The 16,049-nt window shown below is 62.8% G+C and carries 13 protein-coding genes; 5 read left to right on the top strand and 8 right to left on the bottom strand.

The annotated features are described in order from the left end of the window. Positions 1-6 precede the first annotated feature (6 nt). The 3 genes from PAN31117_RS07030 (at position 7) to PAN31117_RS07020 (ending at position 3,598) form a co-directional block, all read left to right on the top strand. Positions 7-918, top strand: a complete 912-nt coding sequence (locus PAN31117_RS07030) for a LysR family transcriptional regulator (protein ID WP_150737554.1) — start codon at positions 7-9, stop codon at positions 916-918. A gap of 47 nt (positions 919-965) precedes the next feature. Next, on the top strand, positions 966-2,315 hold the full coding sequence (locus PAN31117_RS07025) for a hemolysin family protein (protein ID WP_150737553.1): 1,350 nt from the start codon (positions 966-968) through the stop codon (positions 2,313-2,315). Between the two features lie 143 nt (positions 2,316-2,458). After that, positions 2,459-3,598, top strand: coding sequence for a helix-turn-helix transcriptional regulator (locus PAN31117_RS07020; RefSeq protein ID WP_150737552.1), 1,140 nt, complete (start codon positions 2,459-2,461; stop codon positions 3,596-3,598). Between the two features lie 109 nt (positions 3,599-3,707). Here PAN31117_RS07020 and PAN31117_RS07015 read toward each other — a convergent pair whose 3' ends face one another. The 3 genes from PAN31117_RS07015 to PAN31117_RS07005 all read right to left on the bottom strand — a co-directional run bounded on the left by PAN31117_RS07015 (position 3,708) and on the right by PAN31117_RS07005 (position 5,758). Continuing rightward, positions 3,708-4,475 carry a flagellar brake protein gene (locus PAN31117_RS07015; RefSeq protein WP_174990860.1) on the bottom strand — a complete coding sequence of 256 codons (768 nt, stop codon included), beginning with the start codon at positions 4,473-4,475 and terminating at the stop codon, positions 3,708-3,710. A 210-nt stretch (positions 4,476-4,685) separates the two neighbouring features. Further along, entirely contained in the window at positions 4,686-5,324 is a 639-nt protein-coding gene (locus PAN31117_RS07010; protein ID WP_150737550.1) for a LysE family translocator, read from the bottom strand. 230 nt (positions 5,325-5,554) lie between these two features. Further along, positions 5,555-5,758, bottom strand: coding sequence for a cold-shock protein (locus tag PAN31117_RS07005; RefSeq protein ID WP_039392958.1), 204 nt, complete (start codon positions 5,756-5,758; stop codon positions 5,555-5,557). 502 nt (positions 5,759-6,260) lie between these two features. Here PAN31117_RS07005 and PAN31117_RS07000 point away from each other — a divergent pair. Continuing rightward, positions 6,261-7,022 (top strand): peptidoglycan DD-metalloendopeptidase family protein, encoded by a 762-nt coding sequence (locus tag PAN31117_RS07000; protein ID WP_150737549.1) that lies wholly within the window; start codon positions 6,261-6,263, stop codon positions 7,020-7,022. A gap of 88 nt (positions 7,023-7,110) precedes the next feature. On the opposite strand, the gene mdoH is transcribed toward PAN31117_RS07000, so the two are convergent. The 3 genes from mdoH to PAN31117_RS06985 form a co-directional block, all read right to left on the bottom strand. Next, positions 7,111-9,735 carry a glucans biosynthesis glucosyltransferase MdoH gene (mdoH, locus tag PAN31117_RS06995; RefSeq protein WP_246188947.1) on the bottom strand — a complete coding sequence of 875 codons (2,625 nt, stop codon included), beginning with the start codon at positions 9,733-9,735 and terminating at the stop codon, positions 7,111-7,113. Then, positions 9,732-11,285: a glucan biosynthesis protein G gene (locus tag PAN31117_RS06990; protein ID WP_150737547.1), complete on the bottom strand. Its 1,554-nt coding sequence runs from the start codon at positions 11,283-11,285 to the stop codon at positions 9,732-9,734. The genes mdoH and PAN31117_RS06990 overlap by 4 nt, the downstream gene beginning before the upstream one ends. Before the next feature lie 334 nt (positions 11,286-11,619). After that, the gene (locus PAN31117_RS06985; RefSeq protein WP_150737546.1) at positions 11,620-12,273 is read right to left on the bottom strand and encodes a LysE family translocator; all 654 of its coding nucleotides are present in this window, start codon (positions 12,271-12,273) and stop codon (positions 11,620-11,622) included. 265 nt (positions 12,274-12,538) lie between these two features. Between PAN31117_RS06985 and PAN31117_RS27705 the strand changes: the two genes are divergently transcribed. Then, the gene (locus PAN31117_RS27705; RefSeq protein WP_150737545.1) at positions 12,539-13,483 is read left to right on the top strand and encodes a LysR substrate-binding domain-containing protein; all 945 of its coding nucleotides are present in this window, start codon (positions 12,539-12,541) and stop codon (positions 13,481-13,483) included. Positions 13,484-13,514: 31 nt separating this feature from the next. Here PAN31117_RS27705 and PAN31117_RS06975 read toward each other — a convergent pair whose 3' ends face one another. Next, positions 13,515-15,020: an MATE family efflux transporter gene (locus tag PAN31117_RS06975; RefSeq protein WP_150737544.1), complete on the bottom strand. Its 1,506-nt coding sequence runs from the start codon at positions 15,018-15,020 to the stop codon at positions 13,515-13,517. Between the two features lie 7 nt (positions 15,021-15,027). Then, a complete protein-coding gene (locus PAN31117_RS06970) occupies positions 15,028-15,837 on the bottom strand; it encodes an alpha/beta hydrolase family protein (RefSeq protein WP_150737543.1) in 810 nt (269 codons plus the stop codon). Positions 15,838-16,049 lie beyond the last annotated feature (212 nt).

Genomic DNA, 16,049 nt, shown 5'->3' with positions numbered 1-16,049 from the left:
CCCGGCATGAACAAACTTCGCGAGATCGAGTGCTTCATCGCCGTGGTCGAGTCGGGCAGCTTCGTCAAGGCGGCCGACGCGATGGGCATTTCGAAGACGGCCGTCTCGCGATACGTCGCGGACCTCGAAGCGCGTCTGGGCACCCGATTGATCCAGCGCACCACGCGCCGCCTGTCGCTGACCGAGCCCGGCCAGCGATACGTCGAGCGCTGCCGTCAGATCCTCGCGGAACTCGACGAAGCCGACGCCATGGCAGGCGAGCAGGACGGCGAACCCGCAGGGCCCTTGCGGATCAACGCCCCGCACACGTTTGGCGTGCTGCATCTCGCCCCGCTCTGGCCCGCCTTTCTCGCCCAATTCCCGCACGTCTCACTGGACATCACGCTAAGCGACCGGCTCGTCGATATCGTGGACGAAGGCTACGATCTGGCGATTCGCATCTCGCGGCTGCCCGATTCGTCGCTCGTCCACCGGCGGCTGGCGGGCACGCGTCTTGTGCTGTGTGCGTCGCCCGGCTATCTCGCGCAACACGGCACCCCGAAGCATCCGAGCGAGCTGCCCCATCACGAGACGGTCGGTTACAGCTACTTCCTGCACCGCCGCGAATGGCATTTCGACGGGCCGGACGGCCCCGTCTCTGTGCAGACGCACGCCCGCCTCATCGCCGATAACGGCGACACATGCATGGCTGCGGCGCTGGCCGGGGGCGGCATCATCCTGCAACCGGCCTTTCTCGTGCAAGACGCGCTGCGCGACGGTCGCCTCGTCGAATTCCTCCCCGAGTACACGCAGGGCGAGCGCGGCATTTATGTCGTCTATCCGTCACGCAAATACCTGAGCGCCAAGGTCCGCGCCATGATCGATTTCCTCGTGGAAGCCTTTGCCATGCCAGGCTGGCGCCTGCTAAATCGTCCCTAAGTGTTTGTCACTTATACTGTCGGGCCTGTCGTCCCATTCCCTATATTTTGGAAAACTTCTTACTGATCGTCGCTGCGATCCTGCTGGTGTTGCTCAACGGCTTCTTCGTGGCGGCGGAATTCGGCCTCGTCAAACTGCGCCAGACGCGCGTTCATGTCATTGCCCGCCAGCGAGGTTGGCGCGGCCGTATTCTGGCCAAGGTCCACGGCCAGCTCGATACTTACCTTTCTGCGTGCCAGCTCGGCATCACCCTCGCCTCGCTCGGCCTGGGCTGGATCGGCGAACCAGCATTTGCCCGAATTCTCACGCCACTGTTCGAACTGGCCGGCGTCAGCTCTCCCGAACTGATCCACGGGCTCGCGTTCTTCATTGCGTTCTTCACGATCTCGTATCTGCACATTGTCGTGGGCGAGCTCGCGCCGAAGTCGATGGCGCTGCGCATGCCCGAAGCGGTGTCCGTGTGGACGGCCGCGCCGCTGTACGGCTTCTACTGGCTGATGTACCCGGCCATCTGGGTGCTCAACCACAGTGCCAACCGCCTGCTGCGCTGGACGGGCCTCGATCCGTCGCATGGCACCGACGCCCATTACTCGGCCGACGAAATCAAGTTGATCGTGCGCCGGGGTGCATCGAGCGAAAAGCTCTCGCGCGACGACTGGAACGTGGTCGCCTACGCCATCGACTTCAGCGACCTGACGGTGTCCGATCTGATGCGCCCGATGAGCGAAGTCGCGGCCTTCCGTCGTAACGCCACGTTCGCGCAGAACATGGACACGGCCTACCGCCATCGCTACAGCCGCTATCCGTTCTTTGACAACGACGGCGAAACCGTCCTCGGTGTGGTCCACCTGAAAGATCTGTTCCTGGCCGAGCATCATGGCCAGCCCATCGAGGATCTGGGCAGCATGGCGCGTCCGGTCGAACGCGTGAAGCCCGATATGGCCGCGCGCGAGCTGTTCAGCCGCTTCCGCCGGGGTGCACCGCACTTTGCCATCGTGGGATGGCCAGACCAGAAGCCCATCGGCTTCCTCACGCTGGACAACCTGCTCTCTGCGCTGGTCGGCAAGATTCGCGACGAATTCCGTCAGACGGAAGACGACTGGACCCGCATGGAAGACGGCACGCTCATCGGGCGCGGCAGCTTACCGATCCTGACGCTGGAGCGCGCGCTCGGCCTGGATATTCCGAGCGAGCACGCCGAATCGGTGGGGGGACTCATCATGAACGCGCTCGGTTATCTGCCGCGCGAGGGCCAGAAGGTCGACTTCGAGGGCTTCTCGGTGGTCGTCAAGAAGATGCAGGGGCCGCGTATCGTGCTCGTGCGCATCTACCCGGACGGCGTACGCGAAGCGCGCGGTGAGCCGCCGGATGTGGCGATGCAACAACGCGAGCACTGACCCCGATTGATCCCCGTGATGTCGCTTGCCAGAATACGCACTATGCGTAACCAGCCCGTCTAGAGGCGACCACACAAGTTACGCGAGTTGGCGCGGGCAAAGCAGGACATAAGTTCGTCACGACAAAGCCAGGGGAGGCGACGATGGACGACACGGGGAAGTTGTCTCTCGACGCGCTGATCGGCACTTGCTACGACGGAGTGCTCGACGAAGCGCGTTGGGATCAGGCATTGCGCGAATTCAACCGGTGGGCCGGTGGCATCGGCTTCCATTCGGTCACGTGGGATCGCGCGCGTCACTGTGCGACGCGCGACTCCAACTCACTTGACGCTTCCCCCGACCTCATCCGCGAGTTCGTCGAGAAACTCGCCCCCACCGATCCGCGCGTGGCGCTGATGCTGCAACAGCCGGTTGGTCATGCCATGCGGTGTCACCATCACCTGAGCGATCGCTACGTGGCCCGTAGCGAGCTGTTCAACGACTTTCTGATTCCTCACGGCGTGCGTTACACATATGGCATGCATCTCGACGGGGCCGATGGCACCAGCGAGTTGCTGGCGGTGTTCCGTGCGCCCGATCATGTGCCGTTCGAAGACGCCGACGATGCGCCCGAGCTGGAAATTCTGACGAAACACATCGCGCGGGCGGCACGTCTGCGGGCGGGCACCCGTCACTTGCAGGCGCAGGCAGCCATCGGCATGGCGGTTCTCGACCATCTCGACATGGCCATCGTCATTACAGATGAGACCGGGCATGCGCACTATCTGAACGTCGCCGCGCATCAATGTCTCGGAGCTACGCGCAACATGTGTATTCGCGGCGGGAAGTTCACCGCCGTGCTGCCCAACGACGAGCAAGCCGTGCGGCGTCTCATTACCCATGCGACCGCGCCGATGCCGGTCGCGGGCAGCCATCGTCTGCAAGGTGACAATCAGCAACACTGGGTCGTCACGGTGCTACCGCTGCGTGAGTCACATGCCTGCGCCGCACCGTGGGAAAAGCCGATGGCGATGCTCACAATCGGTGAGCTCGACCGGCGCGTCACGCTCGGTCCCTACACGCTCAAGGTACTGTTCGGGTTGTCACCGACGCAAGCGCGCCTTGCACAGGCGCTGGCCGAGGGGCGCGAGCTCGCGCAATACGCGCAGGACGCCAACGTCGCCATCAATACGGCGCGCACACAGTTGCGACATATCTTCGACAAAACGGGATGCCGTCGTCAGACAGATTTGCTCCGCCTGCTGCACGCCATTCCAGCGCTGCGCATTCATGCGCCTGGTTGATATCGGGGCAAGGGCACTGAACGAGTGGCACGGGTGACAAGGATGCAAAAAGGGCGACCGAAAGGCCGCCCTTTTTTGTCGAGTGACGTCGCTATTTTCGCTGAAGACCTCAGGCCCGGGCGAACGCCTTGCGATTGAGTTCGAGTTGCGTGATCAGCTTTTGTAGACGCGACTCGGCCGTGCGCGACAGCGCGATAAAGCGGCAGCCGATGTGATACTCGATGTCCTTGGCAAGCGGCACGGCGCGCACCGCGCACACTTCCAGATCGACCTGCACGGTCCCATAGTCACGCAATTCGATCTCGACGTGCATCAACATCGATCCCTTCGGGATCTCGGCAGCGGCTTCGGCCTTCGTGCGCAGCCCCACGCCTCCCAGCGACAGATCGAACACCGCGAGGCGCAACGGCGTGTCTTCCGGGAATTTGACCGTGCACTGATACGGATCGAGGATCGGCGTCTTCACGCGGAAATAGTCGCGGCGCTGCAAGCGCACGAGGGTTTCCGGATACGACGAATAGAACGCGGGATAGCCTTCGTACTCGCGCTCCTCCACATCACCGATGGGGAAATGCACCTGAATGCCCTCGGGCACCCCGACGAACAATGCGCGCTTGTTGGCGAGCAGTGCCCGGTTTTCGGTCTCGATGCCGCCCCAGTCGAAATAGAAACCGCGCGCTTGCGGTTCGACCTTGAGCAGTCGCGTGACGAGTTGACGCTGGCCGTTTGCGAAGTACACCGTCATGAAGTCGCCGCGGGTCGCCAGATGACGCAGCACGCCGCCGATTTCCAGCGGGTTGCTGATGCGATACGAGTCATGCAGTTGAGACTCTTCGTCCGTGGGCGCCGGTGTCACCTGCGGTTCTGTCGTTTCCATACCTGATCTTCTATTTGTCCCCGTGACGGCGCGCGCAACCACGCCCACCGTACGTAATAAAGCCGTCTCATGCATCTGGTCATGAACGTTAACGGTCACTGGCCGGAAATATTGAGTGCCCCGGCGCACGAGCCTACCGCTCCCCGTGCCGTGCGCCACACTCGGGCCATTCCACGCCCTTTCCTTATCTTTCCTGTGCTGCGCAGCCGATCAGCGATGCACCGCGGCCATCAACGCACCGAAGCCCATGAACACGCCGCCGCTGATGCGATTGAACGCCTTGAGCACGCGCGCTTCACGCAGATACGGAGCAATGCGCAACCCGCCCGTGGCGTAGACCATGTACCAGCTCATCTCGATGACGGCGAACGTGCCGAGCAGGATCGAGAATTGCGGCAGCTTGGCGGCCGTCGGATCGATGAACTGCGGCAGGAATGCCGCCGCGAAAAGAATGGCTTTGGGGTTGCTGGCCGCGACGAGGAAGCCCGACTTGAACAGTTTGCCGAAATTCGAATCGGCGACCAGCGCCGGCGTCGCGAGTTTGGCAGCTTCGTCCTGAGCGTTCACCGGCGAGCGCCAGCTCTTGTAACCGAGGTAGACGAGATAGGCTGCGCCCACATACCGCAGCGTGTCGAACAGCATCGGCCAGGCTTTGAGCACAGCCCCCAGACCGGCGGCGGAAATCGACATCATCGCGATCAGCGCCGTCATGCACCCCGCCATCGTGCCGAGCGATGCGCGCAGCCCGTGGCGCGCGCCATGCGTCATGACGAGCAACATGTTCGGGCCCGGCGTGGCGGAGACGAAAAAAACGGTGACTACGTATAGCCACCACGTTTGCAGGCTCATGATTGCCCCGGAAAAATACTTACGCGAATTCGATCAGGCATTGTAGCGTCGAACTGTGACGGTGACATCGTTCGCGTGCACGTCTCATGCGAATCTGCGGGATCTCGTCAAACCGAACGACAGCGCGCCGAAAAACAAACAGGCCCGGTGACTTTCGTCACCGGGCCTGTCGGTCGCGGGACACAGCGCTGCCCGAAGGCTAGCGCGGCATCACGTGAAGCGAATCAGCCTTAAACCGGCTTGATGTTCGCAGCTTGCTTGCCCTTCGGGCCAGTCTTGACCTCGAACGACACTTTTTGGTTCTCTTGCAGCGACTTGAAGCCGTCCACCTTCACTTCGGAGAAGTGAGCGAACAGGTCTTCGCCACCGTTGTCCGGGGTAATAAAGCCGAAGCCCTTTGCGTCGTTGAACCACTTAACGGTACCGGTTTCCATGTTTTTTCCTAATAAAACAATAGCCTGAGGTCGGAATTGACCTCGTGAAGCGCTGACAATCAAGGGAAAATGAAGGACTAGAAACCAGCGAGAAGCAGGAAAACTACGTCTGACAACAACTTCGCGGCTTGACAATCTGCAAGCTGTTTTATACGCGGTGGCTCGACGCTTGTCAACCGGGAAAATGCCGCAAAAAGAGTAACAATTTCCGCAAATAGCGGGGAATTTGGGCACTGTTTGAATGTCCGATCGGCAATCGCAGCCCGTACAATAAGCGCTTTGTCCCGCGCCCATGCCGTTGTCGCCCGTTTGGCCCGTGTTTTGTGCTGTGTGAAACCGTTTTCCGACGTTTTTCCCCTACTGCGCACATTCCAGCGAAAGTTGGCCGGCCACCGCGTTTCGCGACCGTCAGCGGGCCTCCACCCCCAAGTTTTTTTCAACCTGCCCACGGATGGAGCCTATTCACCTCGCGCGATCCCTGCGATCGCAGCCTGAAATTCGTATGTCCGGCCAGCCGCGCTGGCTTGCCCGCTGCCGTACCCACCTGATCAGTCTGGCCGTTTGCGCTACACTCGCCGCCTGCGCTGGAACGCCTAACTATGGCCCCGTGCCAGCTGGCAGCTATCGTGTGCAATCCGGCGACACGCTGTACGGCATCGCCCGCGCCAACAACACCAGCACCGCCAATCTGGTGAGCTGGAACGGTCTGGCCGACGCTGACAAGATCGAAGTCGGCCAGGTGTTGCGCGTCGTGCCACCGCCCGGATCGTCGAGTGCCCCGGCGGCCGTGGCGTCCTCCGGCAGTGCGTCGTCGGGTGCGGCACGTCCTCGTCCTCAGGCAAAGCCTGCGCCGAAACCCGCGCCAGCCCCGGCCGCGCCGCGTACCGCGACGAACAAGATTCCGATGACGTGGCCCGCGACCGGCAGAATTCTCGCCAACTACAACGGCAGCAGCAATAAAGGCATCGATATCGGCGGCCAGGCCGGCGATCCGATTTACGCCGCTGCGGCGGGCAAGGTCGTGTATGCGGGCAACGGGCTGCGCGGCTACGGCAATCTCGTGATGGTTCAGCATGAAAACGGCTACCTCACCGCCTACGCCCACAACCGCGCGCTGCGCGTGAAGGAAGGCGCGTCGGTCAGCAAGGGGCAGCAGATCGCCGAGATGGGCGACACCGACTCGCATGGCGTTGTGAAGCTACACTTCGAGGTGCGTCAGAAAGGCACGCCGTTCAATCCGAACGACTTCCTGCCGCCGCGCTGATCCGGCATCCGGCATCGGCGGCACGCATGAAAAAACGGCAAGGCGCGATGCCTTGCCGTTTTTTTGCCCGTCGACCTCTGTGCAGCACTCAAGCGGACGCGAGGAAACCCTGTGACAACCCGTTGGCACGTGCGTCGCACCATTCGGGATGCGCGCGGGGATCGGTCCACACCAGCAGATGAAGCGCCGCCAGTGCGCGCGGATCGTTGAGCAACTCCCACTTCTGCGTGTTAGTGAGTTTGGTCGGGCCGCGCAGCAGCGCCGTCTCGACACGGCCGGCGCGCAAGGCGTCGCGCTTCGCATCGTCCAGTGTCGGTTTGACGCTCGACGCCACCAGCGCGTTGGCCATTGGATCGACCACGGCGTCCACGAAGTCGACGTGCTTACCCGCCTCGCTCGTGTACTTCTCCGTCATACGCAGTTCCTTGGGCGGCCACGACTCTTCCGGAATCAGGAACAGGCGCGCACGCTTGAGACTCCGCCCCAACGACACACGGCTGGAGAAAACCGACACCGGAATCGAAATCATCATCGAGCCGACAATCGGCATCAGCCACCAGATGAAGTCCGGGTTGAGCCAGTAGACGACCCCGCCCCACGCCATGCCGATCACCGTTTGCAGTCCGTGGCGGCGAATCGCCTCGCCCCAATGCGTCTCGGCATCTTCTCGCGGCGGCGACTTCCATTGAATCGCGATGCCCGTGAGCGCCGCCAGCACGAATTGCGTATGAAACAGCATGCGCACCGGTGCGAGCACCGCAGAAAACACCATCTCGATGAACACGCTGACGGTCACCGCGAAGGCACCGCCAAAGCGCTTCGCCCCTTTCACCCAAATCAGCAGCACCGCCAGGATCTTGGGCAGGAAGAGCAGCGTCGCCGTCGCGGAGAACAACGCCAGCGCGCGCTCGGGGTGCCATTCCGGCCACACCGGGAACAACTGACGCGGTGCTGTGAAGTACTCCGGCACCACCAGCGTGTGTTTGGCCAGCAGACACGTCGAGAGGATCAGGAAGATGAACCACAGCGGCGCGGACACATACGCCATCGCGCCCGTGACGAACACCGCACGGTGCACCGGATGCATGCCCTCCGCGAGGAACAATCGGAAGTTCATCAGATTGCCCTGACACCAGCGGCGATCGCGCTTGAGTTCGTCGAGCAGGTTCGGCGGCATTTCCTCGTAGCTGCCCGGCAGATCGTAGGCAATCCACACGCCCCAACCCGCGCGTCGCATGAGCGCTGCTTCCACGAAGTCGTGCGAGAGAATCGCGCCGGACATCGCGCCCTTGCCCGGTAGCGGCGCAAGCGCGCAATGCTCCATGAACGGCTTGAGGCGGATGATCGCGTTGTGTCCCCAGTAATGCGATTCACCGAGTTGCCAGTAGTGCAGCCCAGCGGTGAACAGCGGGCCATAGACGCGCCCTGCGAACTGTTGCAAACGCGCGTAGAACGTTTCGCGGCCTGCGGCGAGCGGTGCGGTCTGGATCAGGCCGGCGCTCGGATGCGCCTCCATCATGCGCACGAGCTTGGTCAGGCATTCGCCACTCATGACGCTATCCGCGTCGAGCACGATCATGTAACGATAGTCGCTGCCCCAGCGACGGCAGAAGTCATCGAGGTTGCCGCTCTTGCGCTTCACGCGCCGCTGACGTCGGCGATAGAAGATGCGTCCGAAGCCACCGACTTCACGGCACAGCGCCTGCCATGCGTCAACTTCGGCAGTGCAGTTATCGGCCTCGTTGGAGTCCGACAGAATGAAGAAGTCGAAGCGTTCGAGCGAGTCGGTCTTGGCCAGCGACTCGTAGGTTGCACGCAAACCGGCGAACACGCGGCCGACGTCTTCGTTACAGATCGGCATGACGATGGCGGTGCGCGCATCGGGCTCGATGGGCGCGTCGCCCGCCGCCATCTTCGAGATCATGTGACGTTCGCCACCGACCAGCAGGACAAAGAAGCCGAAGATAGCTGTCCAGAAACCGGCCGAGACCCAGCCGAAGAGCAGCACAAACAGCACGAGTACCGAGAACTCAAGGGGATCGGCGCCGTGATACGGCAGCACCGAGGCCATGAAGTGCGTGGCAAGCGCCGTCTGCGCGATCATCAATGCGAGCAGCATCCAGCGGCGACGGCGGCCCGCCTGCGACCAGCGTCCCTTGGGATCGGGTGCATCGCGCACGAGTGGATCGGGGTCTTTGCGGCCGATGAGCTTACGCCACAGCCGTGCGAGCGGATTGAGCGACCACGGACGCGGAATGAGCGACGTGCGGCGCACCGGCGGCGAGACACGCAGCGTCTGCACGCCACGCACTTCGTTCAAGCCCGCCGCGGCGGCCAGTGAGCCGCCTTCCGTGAGCGAGAGGCGCACGGGTTGCGATGCGAGCACCGCGTCGCTGTCGGACTCGATCTCGGCAAGATCGTGGGCGTGCCACGCCGCCGTCGCCACCGTTGTGGTGGCGGCGTCGGTCCGACCGCCGGCCTCGGTGGCCTGCGTGCCATCGGGAGCCGTCGCAGGCGTGTCGGTCGTATCGATTGCCTCGCCTGCAACGCTCGCACCACGCGCAGCCAGCAAGCGCTGCAAGCGGGTCAGAACGTCGAGCGAATCGCCACCGTCACGCTTCGCTTGCGCGAGCAGCGCACGACGTTGTTCGGCGGGCAGGGGCAACCGGTCGACGTAAACTTCGTCGACCGGAATGTCGGAGCGGTCGCTCACTCGGGGGGTAACAGGTAGCTCCACGTTTCGGATAGGGTGTTACTGCCGTTGCGCAGGTAAGCGCGCATTTCGACGGGTTTCTCGGAATCGAGGCGGCGCATGCGAAGCATGACGCGATAGCCTCCCGTGACGTCATTGCGCTGCGTCTGCACTTCGAGGATCTTGCCGTTGCCGTCGATGGACACATTGCCTTCGACCTTGGCATCGTCCGGCAGCTTCTTGAGCCCCGGGCCTTCGAAGTCGAGCGCGAAGAGCAGACTGTCGTCTGGTTTTCCCCGGTAGCCGTGTCCCCGGCGGCTTTGCGTCACCCACGCCAAAGGCGGGCGCTTATCGTTATCTTTTTGCCACGAGAGCCGGTATTCGAGCGACAGCGGCTGCTTGGGCTTGGGCGGCGTATCGGGCACCCAGTAGGCGACGATGTTGTCGTTGGTTTCGTCCGGCGTGGGAATCTGGACCAGTTCTACGCGGCCTTGCCCCCATTTGCCCTTCGGTTCGACCCAGGCACTCGGACGTAATTCATAGTGGTCTTCAAGGTCCTGATAGCTGTTGAAGTCGCGGTCACGTTGCACCAGCCCGAAACCGCCGGGGTTGGATAGCGAGAACGACGACACCAGCAGGCGCTTGGGATTGACGAGCGGACGCCAGATCCATTCGCCCGTACCGGACTGGATGGACAGGCCGTCGGAGTCATGCACTTCGGGGCGATAGTCGGGCACGGGGGCCTGCTGGTTTTCGCCGAAGAAGAACATGCTGGTCAGCGGTGCAATGCCGAGTTTGGTGACGTTTTCGCGCAGGAACAGTTCGGATTTGACGTCGACGGTCGTGTCGACGCCGGGGCGCAGCGTGAAGCGGTACGCACCGGTCGCGCGCGGCGAGTCGAGCAACGCGTAGATGATCAGCTCTTTCGCACCGGGCGCGGGACGCTGAATCCAGAACTCGGTGAAGCGCGGAAACTCTTCTCCGGAATTCAGCGCGGTATCGAGCGCGAGGCCGCGAGCCGACAAGCCATACGTCTGGTTCTTGCCCAGCGCACGGAAGTAACTCGCGCCGAGGAAGACCATGACTTCGTCTTTGTACTTGGGCGTGTTGACCGGGAAGTGAATACGGAAACCCGCGAAGCCGAGGCCGCGCAGTTGTTTGGGGTCGACCTTGAGTGCGCCGAAGTCGAACATGTCGGGGCTGTAGCGCACTTCGCGCGCGCTGTTGCCGATCAGTTCGTTGATTTTGACGGGACGGTCGTAGTACGAACCCTCGTGGAAGAACATCAGCTCGAACGGCAGCTTTTGCGCACGCCACAGCGCCTTTTCAGGCTTGAAGCGAATGTTGCGATAGCGGTCGTAGGTCAGATTCTGAAGCTCTTTGGGGAGGTTCGGATCCTTGGGCTTATAGCGATTGTTCGCCAGCGTATGCGCTTGTTTGGCGACGTCGTCGAACGAGAAGGCGTGCGCCGCGCCCGAGACGAGCGCACAGACGCTGAGTACGCCGGCAATCGCCAGGCGCAGGGCACGGTGGGAAATCTTGCGGGGAACCGCGTTGAGCAGGAATTCCATCGGCAGTGGGGAATGGCATGTAACGCGCGTGCTGGCCACAGCCAGCGTGCGCCGAACGCGCAATTTTACCCGTTCATTCACCGATTGACTAAAGATGCATCGGCAAAACCTTCGAAGCGGGTGCTCACATTACCCCAATCGTCTGCTGTGACGGTACTTCCAGCGCGTCACAAATTTGTGACTTTTTGTGACCGGACGGCGAAATGAAAGGATTTCACTCCATTCTCGCCCCCATTTTTGCCAGTTTTCCGTCATTTTTTGGTCATTCCTGCGCCATTTTCATGGCATTCGGGGCGGAATCGCCCGGAAACCGCTCCCGTTGCCCGCACCGACCTCAGCGACTCGCCATTGCCAGCAATCCGCCCAGCGTCATCAGCGCGCCGCCGATGGTGCGTCTCACGAGATGCTGCCGTCGCACCATCGCCTCGCGCATCCATCCCGCCGAGAATCCCAGCGCCACAAGGCTGAACCACACCCAATGCGCAAGGGACATGAACGCCCCGTACGCCAGGCCGAGCGCCCAGCCCGTGCCCGGATGAACGACCTGCGTGAAGGTGCTCACCACGAACAAAGTGGTCTTTGGATTCAATGCGTTAGTGAAAAAGCCTGTACGGAACGCCTGGAACGCCTCGCGCCAGCGGGTGGGGGCTGCGTTGCCCGCTTCAGGTGACGCGGATGCCCCGCCCTCCTGTGTGACGTCCACGACCGGCGACCGGTCCCGCAACGTGCGCCACCCGATGTACACGAGATACGCCGCACCAATCCACTTGATCACCGTGAACAACCACGGCACCTGCATGATCAGCAGCCCCACGCCTACCAACGTGTACGCCACGTGTACCTGCACGCCCGCAGCGATCCCCAACGCCGCCCATAACCCCGCGCGCCGCCCATGACGCCAGCTCGCACGCGTCACCATCGCGAAATCCGCACCGGGGCTGATCACCGCCAAGACCGTGATCGTCATTACCGCTATTAGCTCTTGCATGACTTCCTTTCACCCTTCTTGTTTGTGCCCGATCTTCCCGCTCCGTACTCGACCCCGCAGGGGACCAGGGCCCTATTCCGCCCCTCAGACATAGACCCAACTCGGTTCAGAACAGGGCCCTGATCCCCGGCTCATCGCACCTTTCCCGTTGGCGTTCTTGTCTTCCCCTACCCCGCGCCGTCGATTCTCCGAACGCATTTTCTTCGTTTTCCTTTCGCCCGAAAAACGATGAATTTGCCCCCTTATCCATGATAATTTCTCACGCATGACGCGATCCCCCTTCCGCCCCCTTCGCTCTCTTCCCCTGAACGCCCTTCAGGTTTTCGACGTCGCCGCCACCGAACTCAGCTTCGCCCGCGCCGCCGACCGACTCTTCGTCACCCACGGCGCCGTCAGCCGACAAATCCGGACCCTCGAACTCGCCCTCGGCCTCCCCCTCTTCGAACGCCGTAACCGCGCTGTTTTCCTGACCGCCGCCGGAGAAAAGCTCCACGTCACCACCCGCCAGATGTTCGAGCAACTCGCCACCACCGTCGCCACACTTCATCCGCGATCTCCCTCGGACACGCTCGTCGTCTCCTGCGAACCCACCCTCGCGATGCGATGGCTGATCCCCCGCCTCGCTTCCTTCTCGCAAGCCCACCCCGGCATCTCGCTCCACCTCCACTCTGCCGGTGGTCCCCTCGACTTCGAGAGCGCCGGTGTCGACGTCGCCATTCGACGCAACGACTTCTTCTGGGGACATTCGCTCATTGCCGAACCGCTCGCCGACGAATGGATCGGCCCCGTCGGCCTTCCTTCGGCCTTCGACTCGTTACCGATTTCGCTCCTCCACACGCGCACACGTCCGCACGCCTGGCAGGACTGGCAGCGCGCCATGCGCGCCGCGCCGTCGCCCGAACGTTTGGAGCACCTGGAATGCTTCGAGACGAGCGCCAACCCGGCAACGCCGCCGTTCGAACACTTCTATCTGAGTCTGCAAGCCGCCGGCGCAGGCCTCGGAGCCGCCATCGGATCGGTCTACATGGTGTGCGACGAACTGAACGCCGGACGCCTCATCGCCCCCGCCAACTTCATCCGCGATGGCTCAGGCTACGTCGCACTCTCGCGCGAACCGTTCGGCGACAATCCAGCGAAGGAAGCCCTGCTGAACTGGCTGCGCACAGCACTGGCGGAATCCGCATCGCGCTGGATCGCGAACGCGCAGTGACACGAGGAAAGGAAAAACGTAAGGAGATGGGTCAGGCACGCGGTTCGTTCTGCGCATCCTGAGTGTTGGGAGACGGAGACGGCCCGGCCGTCATCGAGGTAGGAGGAACGGGCACAGGGGCCGGTCCGGCAGCAGCACCCGCCACATCTTTGCTCTGCGCCACGGCCGACGGCCCCCTGGGCAACATGCGTACGCCGCGCCAATTGCCCCACTTGTAATACGCGAGCGCCATCACGAGCGAGACGGCGAAACCCAGCGGGAAGCTCCACCAGATTGCCTCCGCGCCCCACGTCTTCTGCATCTGCCACGCGAACGGCAGTCGGATCACCCACTGCGAAACGAACAGGATGACGAGCGGCGCTGCCACCGCGCCCGTCGCCCGTACCACGCCGAAGAGCACGATGGTCACACCGAACAGCACGAACGACCACGCCACCACCGCATTGATGTGCTGCGCGACGGAAATGGCGTAGCCGTCGTCCGGCAAGAACGCATTCATGAACTGACGATTGAACAACAGAATCGCGATCACCAGCGTCCCGGTCATGACGAAGTTCAGACCGACACCCACACGCCCGATCTTTGTCACACGATCCCACAAGCCCGCTCCCACGTTCTGTGCCGTCATGGACGACACCCCCGCACCGATCGCCAGCGCGGGCATCTGCACGTACGTCCACAACTGCGATGCGACGCCGTAGGCCGCCGTGGTCTGCGATCCGTATCCGTTGACGAACCCCATCATGACCATCGCGGACGACGAGATCACCAACATCTGCAACCCCATCGGCAATCCCTTGACGACGATCAGCCGCAGCAACCCCATGTCGATCCGAAGATACTTCCAATCCTTGCGCGAAAGCCACAGCGGATCGCGGCGCTTGTACAAGGTGTACATGAGCGCGGCAAGGCTCACGGTCTGCGCGATGAGCGTCGCGCCCGCCGACCCCGCAATGCCGAACGGCGGAATCGGACCCCAGCCAAAGATGAGCAACGGGTTGAGTGCGACGTCCAGCCCGGCGGACAACAGCATGAAACGGAACGGTGTGCGCGCATCGCCCGCCCCACGCAACGCCATCATCACGAAGTTGTAGAAGTACATCACCGGCAACGCCACGAAGATGATGCGTAGATACGCCACCGCAAACTCGCGCGCATCGCTCGGCGTGCCCAGCGCGCGCAGCAACTCCGGCGTGAAGATGTAGCCGAACACCGCCACAGCCGTCGAGAGCAGGATGAAGAACGTCGCGCTCGTGCCGACGATGCGCCGGGTCAGCTCAGGATTCTTCGCGCCGATGGACTGACCGATGAGGATAGTGTTGGCCATGCTGATGCCGAACACGACACCGAGCAGGAAGAACAGCAGGATGTTGGCGTTGGACGCCGCAGTGAGCGCCGACTCGCCAAGGTAATGGCCGATCCACATCGCATTGATCGACGCATTGAGCGATTGCAGCACGTTGCTGCCCAGCACCGGTAGCGAGAACCAGAACAAGGTCTTGCCGATGGGGCCGCGTGTGAGGTCCTGTTCCGCCATCGCTGTCTTACTTCGTGTCGAACTTCACGCCAGCTGCCGGCGTAGGCACGGCGCACCGATGGCCGCGCACATTGTCGAGAAACCGCTCCATCAGCGGCAGTATCTTCGCTTCGATATCGCCGTGTCCGTAACCGAAACCCGCGAAGTTGAAGTGCGTCGCGCCATCGACCACCGCCAGCCAGTGGCATCCCGGCGGCATGTCGGCGAACGGCTCGGTGCGCGTCTGCCATTTGCCTTCGAGCGGATCGTCGCGCGTACCCGTCACGAGGAGGGCAGGCTTGCGCACGTCATGCCACGCGCCCGCCGGAAAGATCGCACCCTTCCCCTGCGGCGACAGCGCGATGTAAGCGTCGAAGCGGTCGTCACTGTCGAGCCCGAGCTTGTTCTTCGCGCCCGCCTCGATCATGACGGTCACCGCGCCCATCGAATGTCCCGCCAGCACGGCAGGTCCCGCATGGCACTGCCCCCGCGCCCACCGCAACGCCGCCCCTGCATCTTCGAGACGGTCGTCATACGCTTCGGGATCCGTAGTGAGCGCGAGCAATCCGTCGCGTAGACCACCGTTGCGCACCCGGTCGCGCAACGAATCGCGTCCACTCTCCTGATGCGCCATCGTCACGGTCAGCCAGCCGTACTGCGAGAGCGCTCGCCCGAGCCACGACATCGCGTCGCGGTCGTCGCCCGCGCCGGGGCTCACGACGACGACACCATTACAGGCCACCTGAGGACGGAAGACGTGGAGGTTGGCATACGCGCCGTCGCTGCGCATGACGCGCTGATCGACACCGGTCGCGGCTGATGCCGGGGTAGCAGTCACGGGTTTCGCCGGTGCAGGGGATGACGCGGAGGATGAGGCGGACGGGGCAGGTGCGGCTTTCGCAGGCGCGGTCCCCGGAAGGACGGTGTCGGCAGCCAAAACGTGAGACGGAAACGCTGCGAACAGCGACGCGCCGACGCTGCAGGCACCGAGCGCGACGCGTAACGTCCCGAACGATCGTCCCACGGCCCTGCGCGACTTTCCGAGCATCC

Origin of the sequence: Pandoraea anapnoica, assembly GCF_902459765.1 — a bacterium.
GTDB lineage: Bacteria > Pseudomonadota > Gammaproteobacteria > Burkholderiales > Burkholderiaceae > Pandoraea > Pandoraea anapnoica.
This window is presented reverse-complemented; position numbering and strand designations above follow the sequence as displayed.

Bases quoted from the DNA above. Each gene is read 5' to 3' on its own strand.
- PAN31117_RS07030 (WP_150737554.1), top strand. From the start codon at position 7: ATGAACAAACTTCGCGAGATCGAGTGCTTCATCGCCGTGGTCGAGTCG.
- PAN31117_RS07020 (WP_150737552.1), top strand. From the start codon at position 2,459: ATGGACGACACGGGGAAGTTGTCTCTCGACGCGCTGATCGGCACTTGC.
- PAN31117_RS07015 (WP_174990860.1), bottom strand. From the start codon at position 4,475: ATGGAAACGACAGAACCGCAGGTGACACCGGCGCCCACGGACGAAGAG.
- PAN31117_RS07010 (WP_150737550.1), bottom strand. From the start codon at position 5,324: ATGAGCCTGCAAACGTGGTGGCTATACGTAGTCACCGTTTTTTTCGTC.
- PAN31117_RS07005 (WP_039392958.1), bottom strand. From the start codon at position 5,758: ATGGAAACCGGTACCGTTAAGTGGTTCAACGACGCAAAGGGCTTCGGC.
- PAN31117_RS07000 (WP_150737549.1), top strand. From the start codon at position 6,261: ATGTCCGGCCAGCCGCGCTGGCTTGCCCGCTGCCGTACCCACCTGATC.
- PAN31117_RS06990 (WP_150737547.1), bottom strand. From the start codon at position 11,285: ATGGAATTCCTGCTCAACGCGGTTCCCCGCAAGATTTCCCACCGTGCC.
- PAN31117_RS06985 (WP_150737546.1), bottom strand. From the start codon at position 12,273: ATGCAAGAGCTAATAGCGGTAATGACGATCACGGTCTTGGCGGTGATC.
- PAN31117_RS27705 (WP_150737545.1), top strand. From the start codon at position 12,539: ATGACGCGATCCCCCTTCCGCCCCCTTCGCTCTCTTCCCCTGAACGCC.
- PAN31117_RS06975 (WP_150737544.1), bottom strand. From the start codon at position 15,020: ATGGCGGAACAGGACCTCACACGCGGCCCCATCGGCAAGACCTTGTTC.